The sequence below is a fragment of the Pseudomonas hefeiensis genome, assembly GCF_030687835.1.
In the GTDB taxonomy this organism is placed as follows: domain Bacteria; phylum Pseudomonadota; class Gammaproteobacteria; order Pseudomonadales; family Pseudomonadaceae; genus Aquipseudomonas; species Aquipseudomonas hefeiensis.
The window spans coordinates 879,508-894,733 of record NZ_CP117449.1 but is presented as its reverse complement, the minus strand read 5'-3'; the positions used below and the strand labels follow the sequence as shown (position 1 = coordinate 894,733).

14 protein-coding genes are annotated in these 15,226 nt (G+C 60.5%); 3 read left to right on the top strand and 11 right to left on the bottom strand.

What is annotated here, in order from left to right:
- Positions 1–705 precede the first annotated feature (705 nt).
- The 4 genes from mdeB to PSH57_RS03780 form a co-directional block, all read right to left on the bottom strand.
- On the bottom strand, positions 706–3,405 hold the full coding sequence (gene mdeB / locus PSH57_RS03795; RefSeq protein ID WP_305387908.1) for an alpha-ketoglutarate dehydrogenase: 2,700 nt from the start codon (positions 3,403–3,405) through the stop codon (positions 706–708).
- Complete coding sequence (locus PSH57_RS03790; protein ID WP_305387907.1) at positions 3,402–3,824, bottom strand: hypothetical protein; 423 nt, start codon at positions 3,822–3,824, stop codon at positions 3,402–3,404. The genes mdeB and PSH57_RS03790 overlap by 4 nt, the downstream gene beginning before the upstream one ends.
- A gap of 59 nt (positions 3,825–3,883) precedes the next feature.
- Positions 3,884–4,348: a transketolase gene (locus PSH57_RS03785; RefSeq protein ID WP_305387906.1), complete on the bottom strand. Its 465-nt coding sequence runs from the start codon at positions 4,346–4,348 to the stop codon at positions 3,884–3,886.
- A 129-nt stretch (positions 4,349–4,477) separates the two neighbouring features.
- Positions 4,478–5,494, bottom strand: coding sequence for a 1-aminocyclopropane-1-carboxylate deaminase (locus PSH57_RS03780; RefSeq protein ID WP_256231695.1), 1,017 nt, complete (start codon positions 5,492–5,494; stop codon positions 4,478–4,480).
- Positions 5,495–5,695: 201 nt separating this feature from the next.
- Between PSH57_RS03780 and PSH57_RS03775 the strand changes: the two genes are divergently transcribed.
- The gene (locus PSH57_RS03775; RefSeq protein WP_305387905.1) at positions 5,696–6,205 is read left to right on the top strand and encodes an Lrp/AsnC family transcriptional regulator; all 510 of its coding nucleotides are present in this window, start codon (positions 5,696–5,698) and stop codon (positions 6,203–6,205) included.
- A gap of 15 nt (positions 6,206–6,220) precedes the next feature.
- Complete coding sequence (locus PSH57_RS29215) at positions 6,221–6,394, top strand: YkgJ family cysteine cluster protein (RefSeq protein ID WP_422766069.1); 174 nt, start codon at positions 6,221–6,223, stop codon at positions 6,392–6,394.
- A gap of 1 nt (position 6,395) precedes the next feature.
- On the opposite strand, the gene glyA is transcribed toward PSH57_RS29215, so the two are convergent.
- The 5 genes from glyA to serC all read right to left on the bottom strand — a co-directional run bounded on the left by glyA (position 6,396) and on the right by serC (position 12,196).
- Entirely contained in the window at positions 6,396–7,661 is a 1,266-nt protein-coding gene (gene glyA, locus PSH57_RS03765; RefSeq protein WP_305387904.1) for a serine hydroxymethyltransferase, read from the bottom strand.
- Between the two features lie 24 nt (positions 7,662–7,685).
- On the bottom strand, positions 7,686–8,867 hold the full coding sequence (locus PSH57_RS03760; protein ID WP_305387903.1) for an aspartate aminotransferase family protein: 1,182 nt from the start codon (positions 8,865–8,867) through the stop codon (positions 7,686–7,688).
- 24 nt (positions 8,868–8,891) lie between these two features.
- Positions 8,892–9,737, bottom strand: coding sequence for a YggS family pyridoxal phosphate-dependent enzyme (locus PSH57_RS03755; protein WP_305387901.1), 846 nt, complete (start codon positions 9,735–9,737; stop codon positions 8,892–8,894).
- Positions 9,737–10,990, bottom strand: coding sequence for a benzoate/H(+) symporter BenE family transporter (locus PSH57_RS03750; protein WP_305387900.1), 1,254 nt, complete (start codon positions 10,988–10,990; stop codon positions 9,737–9,739). Before PSH57_RS03750 ends, PSH57_RS03755 begins: the two co-directional genes overlap by 1 nt.
- A 123-nt stretch (positions 10,991–11,113) precedes the next feature.
- Entirely contained in the window at positions 11,114–12,196 is a 1,083-nt protein-coding gene (gene serC / locus PSH57_RS03745) for a 3-phosphoserine/phosphohydroxythreonine transaminase (RefSeq protein WP_305387899.1), read from the bottom strand.
- A 135-nt stretch (positions 12,197–12,331) separates the two neighbouring features.
- Between serC and pdxR the strand changes: the two genes are divergently transcribed.
- The gene (gene pdxR, locus PSH57_RS03740) at positions 12,332–13,828 is read left to right on the top strand and encodes a MocR-like pyridoxine biosynthesis transcription factor PdxR (protein ID WP_305387897.1); all 1,497 of its coding nucleotides are present in this window, start codon (positions 12,332–12,334) and stop codon (positions 13,826–13,828) included.
- On the opposite strand, the gene PSH57_RS03735 is transcribed toward pdxR, so the two are convergent.
- Together PSH57_RS03735 and PSH57_RS03730 are read right to left on the bottom strand one after the other, a co-directional pair.
- Positions 13,825–14,001: a hypothetical protein gene (locus PSH57_RS03735; protein ID WP_305387896.1), complete on the bottom strand. Its 177-nt coding sequence runs from the start codon at positions 13,999–14,001 to the stop codon at positions 13,825–13,827. The genes pdxR and PSH57_RS03735 overlap by 4 nt on opposite strands.
- A 489-nt stretch (positions 14,002–14,490) precedes the next feature.
- The gene (locus PSH57_RS03730) at positions 14,491–15,129 is read right to left on the bottom strand and encodes a hypothetical protein (RefSeq protein ID WP_305416369.1); all 639 of its coding nucleotides are present in this window, start codon (positions 15,127–15,129) and stop codon (positions 14,491–14,493) included.
- Positions 15,130–15,226: the final 97 nt, after the last annotated feature.

The window sequence follows — 15,226 nt, the reverse complement described above, 5'->3', positions numbered from 1 at the left end:
AGCAAGCCCGCTCCCACATGGGGTTGCAGGTGTTCACAACATCTGAACACGACACAAAAAACTGTGGGAGCGGGCTTGCTCGCGAAGGCGTTGGCACATCCAACATCATCACAAACTGATCCACCGCTTTCGCGAGCAAGCCCGCTCCCACAAGGGATTGCGGGTGCCCACAGCATCCGGACTCAACACAAAAAACTGTGGGAGCGAGCCTGCTCGCGATGACGCCGGCACATCCAACATCATCACAAGCTGATCCACCGCTTTCGCGAGCAAGCCCGCTCCCACAAGGGATTGCAGGTGTTCACAACATCTGAACACGACACAAAAACCTGTGGGAGCGGGCTTGCTCGCGAAGGCGGCGGCACTGCCAACATCATCACAAGCTGATTCACCGCTTTCGCGAGCAGGCTCGCTCCCACAAGGGATTGCGGGTGCCCACAGCATCCGGACTCAACACAAAAAACCTGTGGGAGCGGGCTTGCTCGCGAAGGCGTCGGCACAGCCAACATCATCGCAAACTGACTCACCGCTTTCGCGAGCAAGCCCGCTCCCACATGGGGTTGCGGGTGTTCACAACATCCGGACTCAACACAAAAACCGGTGGGAGCGGGCTTGCTCGCGAAGGCGTCGGCACAGCCAACATCATCGCAAACTGATTCACTTCATAACCCTTTCCTGAAAATTCGATTCTGTCTGAAGTCGGTTTCAAGCGTCCCAAGGCGCGACGTCATCAACATCAATGGCATAGCGCGCAATCGCCTCGGCACAGACACTGGCGTCCAGACGCCCCTCATGGACCAGTGAGGTCAGCGCACTCAAGACAATCTGGTGGCGGTCCACTTCGAAGAACCTGCGCAGTTGGTTGCGGGTATCGCTGCGGCCAAACCCGTCGGTGCCGAGCACGGTGTAACGGGCCTCGAGATAACTGGCGATCAACTGGGGCAAGGCGCGCACGTAATCGGTACAGGCAATGATCGGTGCCGAGTCGTCGAGGCATTCCTGAACATGACTGCATTTGGCAGGTTGTCCGGGATGCAGGCGATTCCAGCGTTCCACTTCCCGCGCATCCCGGGCCAACTCGCTGAAGCTGGTGACGCTCCAGACCTGACTGTCGATGCTCCAGTCATGGGCCAGCAACTCGGCGGCGGCAATGACTTCGCGCAGGATCGTGCCGGAACCCAGCAACTGCACGGTGCCGCGCGTATTCGTCACTTCATGCCGGGCAAATGCGTACATGCCCTTGATGATCGCCTGTTCGACGCCTTCGGGAAGGTTGGGCTGCGGGTAGTTCTCGTTCATCAAGGTGACGTAGTAAAACTCGTCGACCTGGCGCTCCAGCATCTGGCGCATGCCGTGATCCAGAATCACCGCAAACTCACCGGCGAACGCGGGATCGTAGGCGCGACAGTTGGGCACCATCGACGCCATCACATGACTGTTACCGTCCTGGTGCTGCAAGCCTTCGCCGCCCAGGGTTGTGCGCCCTGCAGTCGCGCCGAGCAGGAACCCGCGAGCGCGCTGATCCGCCGCCGCCCAGATCAGGTCGCCGATGCGCTGGAAGCCGAACATCGAGTAATAGATGTAGAACGGCAACATCGGCAGGCCATGCACCGAGTAGCTGGTCGCGGCAGCCACCCAGGAACTGATGGCGCCAGCCTCGCTGATGCCCTCTTCGAGAATCTGCCCGTCCAGGGCTTCTCGATAACTCAGGATCGAACCAATGTCCTCCGGCTCATAACGCTGCCCCACGCTGGAGTAGATGCCGATCTGCTTGAACAGGCTGGCCATGCCGAAGGTACGCGCTTCATCCGCCACGATCGGTACGATTCGCGGCCCCAATTGCTTGTCCCGCAGCAATCCGCTGAGCATGCGCACGAAGGCCATGGTGGTGGACATTTCCTTGCCTTCGGCGGCGATGGCAAACCCGGCGTAGCTGTCTACATCGGGGACGGCCAATGACTCGCAGGTCGACGGTCGCGTAGGCATGTAACCGCCCAACGCACGGCGGCGCTCATGCAGGTAGCGTATTTCGGCACTGCCGTCGCCCGGCTTGAAGAAGCTCAGCGAGATAGCCTGTTCATCGGTCAACGGCAGGTTGAAACGGTTGCGGAATGCGATCAACGCCTCATTATCGAGTTTCTTCTGCTGGTGCACGGTCATCTTGCCCTGCCCGGCGTCGCCCATGCCGAAACCCTTCTTGGTCTGGGCGAGGATGACCGTAGGCTTCTTGCCCTCGAGCATTGCGCTTTGATACGCGGCAAAGATTTTCACCAGGTCATGACCACCGCGCTTGAGGCGGTCGATCTGCTCGTCGGTCAGGCCTTGGGCCAAATGCGCCAGGGCTTCGTCCTGGCCGAAAAAATGCTCACGGTTGAAGCGCCCATCCTTGGCCGCGAACGTCTGGAACTGGCCATCGACCGTCGCCGACAATGCCCGGACCAGCGCGCCGTCTTTATCCCGGGCAAACAATCCGTCCCAGTCGGAGCCCCAGACCAGTTTGATGACATTCCAGCCGGCCCCGCCGAACAGAGCCTCCAACTCATCGATGATGCGACCGTTACCCCGCACCGGACCGTCCAGGCGCTGAAGGTTGCAGTTGACCACCCACACCAGATTATCCAGCCCTTCACGCGCCGCCAGGGTCAGTGCTGACATGCTTTCCGGCTCATCCATTTCACCGTCGCCAAACACCCCCCAGACGGTTCGTCCCGAGGTATTTTGCAGGCCGCGGTGTTCCAGATAACGCATGAAACGCGCCTGGTAGATCGAGCTGATCGGACCGATGCCCATCGAGCCGGTCGGGAACTGCCAGAAGTCTGGCATCAACCACGGGTGCGGGTAACTCGACAAACCCCGAGCGCCATTGGCACGAGCGCTGATCTCTTGCCGATAATGTTGCAGATCCTGTTCCTCGAGGCGTCCTTCCAGAAAGGCCCGCGCATAAACGCCCGGTGCCGAGTGCGGCTGGTAAAACACCAGATCACCGCCGCGCGTGTCGGTGCGCGCCTTGAAAAAATGGTTGAAGCCCACTTCAAACAAATCGGCGGCGCTGGCGTAACTGGCGATGTGGCCACCCAGTTCCCCATAGGCCTGGTTGGCTCTGGCGACCATGACCAGCGCGTTCCAGCGCATGATCGACGCCAGTCGCTCTTCCAGCGCCAGGTCGCCCGGAAACACCGGCTGCTGCTCGACGCTGATCGTATTGATATAAGGCGTGCCGTGGCTGGGTCGCCAACCGATCTCGCAAGTGCCGGCCAAGGCCACCAGCCTGTCGAGGATCTGTTTTGCTCGGACCTTGCCACCGTGAGCGATAACGGACAGCAACGCTTCCTGCCACTCGGCCATTTCCTGTTCATCTTCAACTGTCTGGCCCGGCAATTGGGTCTGGATATCGGACGCGCTCATGAGCAGCTCCTGCAGGTGTCGGGTAACACTTCAAGGTGGTGCGAACGATTCACCCGGGCGAGGCTTTTCACCTGTTCTACCGCCGCAATAATCGAACGTTCGGCCGTCCCGTCTGAAGCAATCGGGTAGATGCAGGGCTGACCAATGGAAAGGTCGCGCAATAAACGCTCATCCAGTTCACCGAGCACTACAAAACAATAGTCAGCCTTGGCCACTCGCACTTCAGCGAGCTGGCCAGGCAGCGTGTTCACAGCATCGATATGGATCAGTGCAACATTGTCAAAACAGCTGAACCCCTGATGGATCAAGTCAATGTGATCGCTATCAAGCCCGCACGCGATGACCACGACACGCGTGCAATTTGAAGGCTCGCGCACCCACTTCAGGGCGTTGCTGCGACAGCCGGCAGCTTGGCTCATAGGCGTGGCCTTTGTTGTTTGGGTGGTTGATTCAACAGGTGAATTGGCGCGGACATTGGCTAAATGACGCCGCGCGCCTGCAGCACGCTTTTTGCCAGACGGCGGGTCGCCGAAAGCACTTGTTCTACCTGTTGATCCATCGCTGCGGTGGATGAGGCTATCGTTGCCAGTTCGACGACGCGCAACGGGTGACCGCGCACGGACCCCAGCCAGGCCAAGCCGGGAACCGGGCCGACTTCGACATCCAGTAAAAAACTTTCGTGGGAGACGCAGTGCAACAGTTGGCTGGCATAACACGCGTAGCCCCCAGCAGATTGTTCCGGGCCAGACCCGACCCGCAACCAGTCGACCATCAACGCCTCGGATTGCTTGACGGCTAGATAAGCCACCTGGTCCCAGTCATCTATTGCCACGTGCAGCTTGTCGATCATGTATTTGGGCAACGCGGCGCTGGTAACGATGACCACTCCGGCATCCACCGAAGGCTCCTTGATCCAGATTGCAGATTGCGATATCGCATGCATGGCGGTACTCCCGGCGGCTTGGTAGGAGCAACTTGCTCCGGGCGGCGATGAGGCCGTGACATTCAACATCGATGCCGACTAACCCAGCGCTTCGTGAACAAACTCGCTCCTCCAGGTTATTGGCGTTAATCAGCCGTTGCGGAACAGGAAGCTGTAGGCGTTCAGCGCAGGTGCCCCGCCCAAGTGTGCGTAAAGCACTTTCGAGCCTTCGGGGAACTCGCCACGGCGGACCATTTCAATCATCCCGTGCATGGATTTGCCTTCATACACCGGGTCGGTCAACACCCCTTCGAGGCTGCCACACAGACGAATGGCTTCCAGCGTACCTTCGTTGGGCAACCCATATTCCGGGTAGGCGAAGCGTGTATCGAGCACCACGTCGTCTTCGGTGATCTCACGACCCAGGTCCACCAGCTCAGCGGTGTGCCGGGCGATACGCAGTATCTGTGCCTTGGTTTTCTCTGGCTTGGCCGAAGCATCAATGCCGATGACGTTCTTCGAGCGGCCATCCGCGGCGAAACCGACGACCATGCCGGCCTGGGTACTGCCGGTCACGGAGCAGACCACGATGTAGTCGAACTTGAACCCCAGTTGTTTTTCCTGCTCCCGTACTTCCTCGGCAAAGCCGACAAACCCGAGGCCGCCGTAGGGATGTTCGGAACAACCTGCCGGTATCGGGAACGGCTTGCCACCCCGCGCCACCACATCGTCCATGGCCTTCTCCCAACTGGGCCGGATGCCGATGTCGAACCCGGCGGCGTCCAGTCGTACATCCGCGCCCATGATGCGAGACATCTCGATATTGCCAACGCGGTCATACACCGCATCGGAGTAGTTCACCCAGTTTTCCTGAACCAGCACGCACTTCATGCCCAGATGTGCGGCGACGGCAGCGACCTGGCGGGTCTGGTTCGACTGGATTCCGCCGATGGACACCAGGGTGTCGCAGCCCTGTTCGAGCGCCTCGGGAATCAGGTATTCGAGCTTGCGCGTCTTGTTACCGCCGAAGGCCAGGCCACTGTTGCAGTCTTCACGTTTGGCATACAACTCGACCTTGCCGCCCAGGTGTTCGCTGAGGCGTTTCAAGGGCGTGATGGGAGAAGGACCGAAGGTCAGCGGATAACGTTTAAAACGATTCAGGTTCATGACTCTGCTCCTTGTTTATTGAATATCCAAGCGCCAGACCGAAAGGCAAAAAAGGCTGCGTTCCAGGTGCTTTCAGAGCGGCTTCGACAAGTTCAATATTAAGAACAAAGCTGAAAATATGTGTTGCAAGTTTTAATCAGTTAAAGAAACATAAATCATCAAATAGCATTATGAACATATTTTTATTTTGCGGAATCAAATATGAACGCAATAAACAGCCACAAGAAACCCGGCACCCCAGGCGCAGAGCCGCCCCCGCTGGACCGGACCGACCGCGCCATTCTCAAGACCCTGCAGCGAGACGCCTCTATCTCCAATGTGGCGCTCGCCGAGAAGGTGAAACTGAGCGCGCCGGCCTGCCTGCGACGAGTCGAACGCCTCAAGCAGGCGGGCCTGATCAAGGACATTGTCGCGTTGCTGGACAATCAAGCGCTCGATGCAGGGATGGTGGTGTTGATCGGCGTGGTGCTGGACCGCTCGACGCCAGAATCCTTCGCAGCCTTCGAAGCCGCGGCGCAAAAGGTGTCCGGCTGCATGGAATGCCATGTGGTGACAGGGGAATTCGATTACTTCATGTTGATACGAACCAAGGACAGCAACAGTTTCAACCGGCTCCACGCGGAGCAATTGCTTTACCTGCCCGGGGTTCGCCAGATTCGCTCGTTCATGGGGTTGCGTCAGGTTTTGTCGACAACCCACATTCCCCTTTGAGGCTCAGATTAGCCCGTGGCGTGGAACTGGCGAACCAGAGCAGCAACTTGCAAACCACTCACGAAACCGTCAACACCACAGTATCTGGATCGGGGGGACGGAGTGTGTCGGCACTACAATGATGCCGACAAGCACTGCCTGATCTACGCGACACGGCCGGATATCTGCCAAGGCAATGGCCGGGCCTGACTCAGCGATAGACCGGAAAACGACGGCACAGCGCGACAACCTGTTCGCGCACGTGGTGCCCGACCCTGTCGCTGTCTCCGTTTTCCAGGGCGTCCAGTACGTCGCACAACCAGCCGGCCACTTGCTCGCAAGCCTCCACACCAAACCCACGGGTGGTCACCGCCGGGGTGCCGATACGAAGGCCGGATGTCACAAACGGTGAGCGCGGGTCATTCGGCACCGAGTTTTTGTTGGCGGTGATATAGGCACTGCTTAGGGCCGCGTCGGCCTCCTTGCCGGTGTAGGGCTTATCGGACAGGTCGATCAGCATCATATGGTTGTCGGTGCCGCCCGAGACGATCTTGTACCCGCGCTTTTGCAACACCCCCGCCATGGCGCGGGCGTTGACGACCACTTGGGTCTGGTAGGTGCTGAACTCCGGCGCAAGCGCTTCCTTGAACGCCACGGCCTTGGCCGCGATCTGGTGCATCAGCGGTCCGCCCTGCACGCCGGGAAACACAGCGCTATCGAGCTTTTTGTAGAAGGCTTCATCCTGTCCCTTGGACAAAATCAAACCGCCGCGTGGCCCACGCAGAGTTTTGTGCGTAGTGCTGGTAACCACATGCGCATGGGGCAGCGGGTCCGGGTATTCGCCCGTCGCGACCAACCCGGCGACGTGGGCCATATCGACCCAGAAGATAGCTCCTACCTTGTCGGCAATGCTGCGCATGCGTGCCCAGTCCTTATACCGCGAATACGCGGAAAAACCGCCGATCAACATTTTGGGGCGTGTCTGCAGGGCGATGCGCTCCATCTCGTCATAGTCAAGAAAGCCGGTTTTCGGGTCCAGCCCGTAAGGCACGATGGTGTAGTGACGCCCCGAAAAATTGGCCGGGTTACCGTGGGTAAGGTGACCGCCCTGGGCCAGGTTCATGCCCATCACCGTATCACCGGGGTTGATCAGTGCAAGGAAGACTGCCGCATTGGCCTGGGCACCCGCATGGGGTTGCACGTTGGCGTAGTCGCAGTTGAACAGAGCCTTGACCCGCTTGATGGCCAGCCGCTCGGCCACATCGACGTATTCGCAGCCACTGTAATAGCGCTTGCCGGGGTAGCCTTCGGCGTACTTGTTGGTGAGCACTGTGCTTTGGGTTTTCATCACCAGCGGGCTGGCGTAGTTCTCCGAAGCGATCAGTTCGATATGGTCTTCCTGGCGATGCTCTTCATTGTGAATCGATTCATACAGCTCAGGGTCGAAAGCGTTGAGGGTCAGCGTCGAGTCGTACATGTGCAAGTGTCCTTGGTCAAGAATTCAAGCTGCGGGGGACAGCAGGCGCGTGATGCGCGCAGCGATGTCGTCGATCTGTGCGTCATCGCAGATCAGCGGCGGCAACAGGCGCACGGTGGTGCCCCGTGTGACGGTGATCAGCAGACGTTGTTCTTCACGGGCCCGGCCGACCAGTTCAGCGCACGGGCGATTGAGTTCGATGCCTACCATCAAGCCAATGCCGCGAATGGACACCACCTCAGGATGGTTGCGTAGCGCGAGCTTCAAGGCCGCCAACAAGCGGCGGCCCGAGGCGGCAGCACGTTGCGGGAGGTGATCGCGCTGCATGATGTCGAGCACTGTGCAGGCTACGCGGCACGCCAGCGGGTTACCGCCGAAGGTGGACGCATGGTGGCCGGGGGAAAACAGCTCGGCGGCCTTGCCCCGCGCCAGGCACGCGCCGATGGGGAAACCGTTACCCAGCGCTTTGGCCAGGGTGATGACGTCCGGTTCGATGTCCGCATGTTCAAAACCAAACCAGGTACCGGTTCGGCCCAGCCCGGTTTGCACTTCATCGATCATCATCAGCCAGTCGTGTTCATCACACAGTTGGCGCAGGGCCTGCAGGTAGCCGGCAGAGGCGGCGTGCACGCCCCCCTCTCCCTGCACCGGCTCGACGAGCACCGCGACGATATCGGGTGACTGCGCCGCGACCTGGCGAATCGCCTCGATGTTGTCGTAGGGCACTCGCACAAAGCCCGGTATCAGGGGCTCGAATCCGCGATGCACGGCGGGATTGCCGGTGGCCGCGAGAGTGGCCAGGGTGCGCCCGTGAAAGCTGTTGTCCATCACCAGCACTTGCGGTTGGGTCACCTGTCGGGCATTGGCGTGCAGACGGGCCAGTTTGAGCGCCGCCTCGTTGGCCTCCGCGCCGGAATTGCAGAAAAACGCCCTTTGCATGCCCGAAAGCAGGCACAGTCGTTCGCCCAATTGCTCTTGCCATGGGATGCGAAACAGGTTCGTCGTGTGCAGTAAAACCTTGGCCTGATCGGCGATGGCCGCGGCGATTTCGGGGTTGGCATGCCCCAGGCTCGTCACCGCCACGCCGGCGATGGCATCCAGATATTCAACACCCTCGGTGTCCCACAACGAGGCACCCTGGCCTCGGCTGAACGAAACCGGTTGGCGGGCTGAAGTGTGCATGAGGTAAGCGGGTGCAGCGGACATTGCGGGCCTTCCTGTAGAAATGGATCAACAGCCGGGAGTGATCGACAACGGCGTGTCGTCATCGAGGGGGCATGCATCGGCGGTCGGCCAGTAGTACGCATCCGGCATGGCGCGGGCACCGAAGATCGCCTGCCCGACGCGCACCACGGTCGCGCCCTCTTCAATGGCGATTTCAAAATCCCCCGACATGCCCATCGACAGCTCTTTTAGCGACACACCATCAGGGGCGTGCTCAAGCAAGCGGTCACGCAATTCACGCAGCCGGACAAAGCACGGGCGCACACGCACCACGTCGGCTGAGAACAGCGCCAGAGTCATCAACCCGCGAATCCGCAGTCTCGGGAACGCTGGCATGGCTTTCAGGAACGCCGCTACATCATCCGGCGCCAGCCCGTATTTACTGGCTTCGCCCGAGGTGTTGACCTGGACGAAGACGTCCATCTGCCGACCTTCGATGCGCAGGCGATGATCCAGCGCCTCGGCCACCCGTAGACTGTCCAGGGCCTGGAACTCGCTGGCGAAGCGTGCGACCTGCTTGGCCTTGTTGGTCTGCAAGTGGCCGATCACCGACCATTGCAGGTCTTGCAGATCGGTCATGGCTTCCCACTTGCGCTGTGCTTCCTGCACCTTGTTCTCACCCAGCAGGCGGCAACCGGCGGCATAGGCCAGACGCAGATGAGCTTCATCAAAGGTTTTGCTGACCGGCAGCAAGCGCACACCGGCCGGATCCCGCCCTACCCGACGGCACGCCTCGACAATGCGTTGCTGCACGGCGGCCAGGTTGCGGCGAAAGTCCTCGACACTGTCGGCTTGTGGGTAACGACCATGGCGCGCATGCAGGGTGTTGAAGTCTTGGGTTTGATCAGGCATCAGTTCGCCGCTCCTTTGGTGTGTCCTGCAAGCGGTTCGGCCTGAGGGACAACAGTCTTTTCACGACGCGGCAACTGCCCATTGAGTACGGCGTAGGCCGCCAGGCCGATGACCAGCCCCCAGAACGCACCGCCGATGCCCAGCAGGGTGATATTGGCCGCGCAGGCCAGAAAGGTGATCAGCGACGCTTCCCGCGATTTCACGTCCGCCATGGCATTGGCCAGGCTCGCGCCGATAGTGCCCAATAGGGCCAGCCCGGCCAGGGTGGTGATGAAGGTTGCCGGGAAGGCCATGAACACCGCCGCCAGGGTCACGCCAAAAATACCCACCAGGATGTAGAAAATGCCTGCGGCCACGCCGGCGATCCAGCGCTTGGACGGGTCTTCGGAGGCTTCCTTACCGGTGCAGATCGCGGCCGTGATCGCCGCAATGTTGAAGGCATGGGAACCGAACGGCGCCATCAGCAAAGAACCCAGCCCTGTCACGCTGAGGATCGGGTTGGCACTGGTGTTGAACCCGTCATTGCGCAGCACCAGCATGCCCGGCATGTACTGGCCCGTGAGGGTGATCAGAAAAAGCGGCAACGCCACGCTCAACAACGCATTGACCGAGAACTCAGGGCGCGTGAACACAGGTGTCGCAAACTCCAGCGCCAGCCCCGTAAAATCCACTCGCCCCTGCATCAGCAGAAAGCCAAGCCCCAGCACCAGAATGCCGACCACCGCGTAGCGCGCGCTCAAGCGCTTGAACAGGATGTAGGCACCAATCAACACCCCGACCAATACCGGGTCGACGGTCATGCTGGCGAACGCGCCGATGCCGAATTGCAGCAGGATGCCGCCCAACAGCCCCGCCGCCACGCCGGGCGGGATCAGGCGAACGGCTTTTTCAAAGTAGCCGGACACGCCCAGCAGCACGAACGCTGCGGCCGAAATCATGTACGCCCCGATGGCCTCGGCGTAGGGCGTGGTGGCCAAGGCGACGATCAAAAAAGCCGCCGCCGGGGTTGACCAGGCGGTGATGATCGGCTCGCGGCTCACCCAACTGAGGAACAGCCCGGTCAGCCCTACCCCGATCGACACGGACCAAACCCACGAGGCCGTCAACTCAGGGCTGAGCCCTGCGACCTTGGCGGCCTGAAAGACCAGGATGAAGGTGCCGCCGTAATTGACGAGCACCGAAATCAGCCCGGCAACCATCGGGTGAAGCAGGTCCCGCAGACGCGGGGAAGATTGGGATTGAGTAGATGTCATAAGTCTTGGCTCCTTGCTGGACGATGTATCCGGCCGCTGGTAGGCGGTCATTTATAGCCGTTGAATGGCACGTTTCCCCCCTACGCTTTAACGCAGCAGGCCAGACCACTTTGCGCGGTCGGCTCAGCCATGCTCACGCGCAAACGCGTTCATGAAATCGCACAGCGCCTCGACCGCCGGCACTGAAACGGCGTTGTAAAGGCTGGCGCGCAGGCCACCAACGCTGGCGTGGCCCTTGAGGCCATTGAGGCCGGCCTGCTCGGCGCGCCGCAAAAAGGTCTTCTCCAGCGCCGCCTCGGCCAGCCGGAAAGGCACGTTGTTGATGGAGCGGTACGGCAACTGCACAGGGTTGCGATAAAACCCGTCACTCGTATCGATGGCGTGGTACAGCATTCGAGCCTTGGCCTGGTTGCGCTGATGCAGGGCCTGCAGACCGCCGCTTTGCTTGACCCACTTGAGCGTCAGGCCGGTGAGGTACCAGGGAAAAGTCGCCGGGGTATTGAGCATCGACTGCGCGTCGCTGATGCGCGCGTAGTTGAGAATGTCCGGGGTGAAGGCATGGGACCGCTCGAGCAACGCCGGGTCCACGATGACCACTGTCAGCCCGGCCACGCCCATGTTTTTCTGCGCGGCGGCATACACCAGGCCATGGCGGGCGATGTCGATCGGCTTGGACAACAGGCTTGAACAGGCATCGCACACCAGCGGCGCATCGCTCGCGGGCGTGTCGATGAACTGCACGCCGTGCACCGTCTCGTTCTCGGTGTAGTGCAAGTAGGCAGCGTCGGCGTTGAGCCGCCAGTCCGAGGCGTGGGGCACGTGGTCGAAACCGGACGCGTGGGCACTGGCGACCACACGCACATCGCAGTAGCGCCGCGCCGCCTCGATCGCCTTGCCCGACCAGAGGCCGGTGTGCAGGTAGTCCGCAGTGCCTTTATCGCCGATCAGGTTCATCGGCACTTGAGCGAACTGCAACGAGGCGCCGCCCTGCAGGAATAGCACTTTGTAGGCCGCAGGCACCCCGAGGATATCGCGCAGGTCCTGTTCGGCCTCGCGGGCCACCGCCATGAACATCTGCGAACGGTGGCTGATTTCCATCACCGACATGCCGGTTCCGGCGAAATCAAAAAACTCCTCGTGCGCCTTAGTGAGGACATCCAACGGCACAGCGGTGGGGCCTGCGCTGAAGTTGTGTGACCGGACCATGGTTGAGTAACCCCTGTTCAAGAACACTCGCCCTGTGCGTAATCACCGAGGTAAAGCCTAGGGTGGCGAGGGCCAGAGTCTACGGATAAACTGGCCTGCCTTTACCTGCCAGTTCATGGAAAGAGAGCAGACCACATGGCAAAGACCTTCGAGCTGGAAACCCTGAAGATGCGCCTCAACGACGCTGAGTTTCAGTTGCTGGATTTGCACCAGCGGATCCAACGTGCATTGCGTGCGCTGATTCTCGACGGAGCCCTCGGCCCCGGTTTGAAACTGCCCGCCACGCGGGTGCTGTCCAAGTCACTGGGCTGCGCTCGCGACACCGTTGAGAACGCTTATGTGCAGTTGCATCGGGACGGGTTTATCGTGCGCCGCGAAGGCGCCGGCAGTTACGTCTGCGACATGGTGGGCGTCGAATTGCGCGGTGCCGGCCGCCGACGCCTCAAGGCTCAGGAAGTCAGGAGCAGCGTCGCCGCACCGGGCGCCGGACTCAGCCAACGCGGGCGGATGATCTTCGACACCGGCGGCGTGCGCGATCAGCAAGTCATCAAGGCATTCGCCACCGGCCTGCCGGAAACCCGTAGCTTCCCGACGGATGTCTGGGAGCGTTTGCAACGCCAGGTCATGAAGGACTATCGCGCGAACGTGCTGCTGCATGGCGATCCACAAGGGGCCGAGCCCCTGCGCAAAGCGATTGCCACCTACCTGAACCTCGAACGCGGGGCCAAATGCTCCCCCGACCAGGTGCTGGTATTGAGCAGTACGCGCCAGGCGTTGTATCTGTGCGCGCAGTTGCTGGTAGACGCCGGCAAGCCGATTCTGCTGGAAAACCCCGGCTATTACGGCGCCCGCAAGGCCTTCGAAATCGCCGAAACCAAGGTGCTGCCCATTGATGTCGATGAACGGGGCATCCGCACCGACCTGCTGTACGCCGACCGCAGCGGCGCCAATTGCGTGTATGTCACGCCCTCGCACCAATACCCCACCGGCGTGACGTTGCCGCTGGAGCGGCGTCTTGAGTTGATCAATTGGGCGGCGCAAAAAGGCAAGTGGATCATCGAGGATGACTACGACAGCGAGTTCCATTACGACGGGCAACCCACGGCGTGCGTGCAGGGTCTGGACAAGTATCAGCGCACGCTCTACATCGGCACGTTCAGCAAGACCCTCTACCCCGGCCTGCGCATGGGGTATATGGTGCTGCCCTCCGAACTGGTCAAGCCCTTTGCCTATGCGCGCAGCATGATGGACGGCCACACTCCGCAAACGCTGCAACTGACGCTGGCGCGCTTTATGGAAGACGGCCATTACAACGCGCATGTCCGGGCCATGCGCAAGCTGTATGCCGGACGCCGGTCGATCATGCACGATGCCATCGGCACGTACTTGAGCACGGTGGTTACCGCCGAACTGCCGCCGGGCGGGTTACAAATCCCCTGTCTGCTGAAAGCCGGATGGTCCGAGGAAAAAACCATCCGTCAGGCCGCCACTGCCGGCGTGCAACTGTCCGGCCTCAGCGGCCTGTACGCGGGCGAGCCGAAGCAACTGGGCTGGCTGCTGGGTTATTCCTCCCTGACCGCGTATGAAATTGAGGCCGCCATGTTGCGCCTGGCCAACGCCCTGAAAATCTAATGGCCCAGCGCATAGTTCATCAGCAGCTGCTGGGCCTGAGCGGCCATCCGCGCACGCCTGGGCTGCTTGGGGCATTCAACCGCGATGACGGGTTGAGGCTTGGCGGTGGTGAACAATCTGAACCGAGACGTGCGGGTGGCCGCCAAGCGGCCGGTGGGGATGATGCTAGGCATTGGAATTCCCTTTCAAAAAACGCAGGCGATTAATACGGCAGCCTGAAACGCTTGGTCAGGTCGTTGATACCTTCACGAATCGCTGCCGCGGAGGTATAACGCCGTATTCTCGTCAATTGCACAGGGGCGAGAGATTTATTGTCGGTGGTTGTGGTGAGCGGCTATCGATTTCACCCTGTGGCGAGGGTGCTTGCTCCCTCGCCACGGTCACCTCTTTAGCCATGACGATGTGCCGAGTGGACGGCTGGCTCGCCCCCGTTGATAGCCGCAAAGAGGGAAATACAGCTGCCGAAAGACAATACATCCCTCTGCTGCGATGAGCTGTGGCGCAGTTCGTCAAAACTGCGCCACTTCTTTCATCCAAAAATGGCGCAGTTCTGAGAACTGCGCCATAACTGCGCCAAAATCTCCTCAAACAGCGCCAACACAACCATGTCTTCGACCACCGACATACTGGACATGTTGATGGGCCACGGATTCATCGTTTTCTTAGGTGAGTGGCGCTGTGAACAGATCAACGCCTTTGCGGCTTCCCGCTCGCGAATCAAGGCTTTTAACCCCATTGCCCAGCACGCTGGGCGACTCCCCGGTGATCTCACACAACAGCGCCGTCACAACGTGGCCTTCGACCATGCCTCGCGCTTGCAGAAGATTCGCCACCGCACACACAGCAGGCCAGTAACGATGCACCAGACAACTGCTGCGGGCGATGGCCTGGGATTCGGCAACAAGTAGCTTGCGCGGTGGCAACAGGCTGATCAATTCGTGCCCCCGGTCCAGGTCTCCCCGGCCGCTGCCCCTGATCAGCCGGTCGGACCTGCGGTGCCGGTAGACCGCTTCGGCCACGGGCCCCGCGAAGCAATGGAGCAAGTCACGTTCAATGGCATCGACCATCGAGGGCAGGTATTCAGCGATCCCCGGGGCGTCGAAGGCGGGACGTGGGACAAGGTAGTCAGCTTCGACCAACCCTTCTGCGTATTGCGGGTTGCCGCGCAGGTCGAACAGGGGCCCTGTGCAGGCCTCGACCTTGGTACGCACAGTGATGCGTTTTATCGGTTGGCCGTTCCACCAAAAGGCCAGGGCGTGACCCGCTTCATGGAAGGCCGTGCTGCGCGGGCATTTGTTCATTGTTGGGTCCGTCACGGCAGGCGCCATTCATATCATCTGCCTCACCGCTGGGCCCCGATAAAAGATTATCCCTATCGACCGTTAATACTGCGCCTAT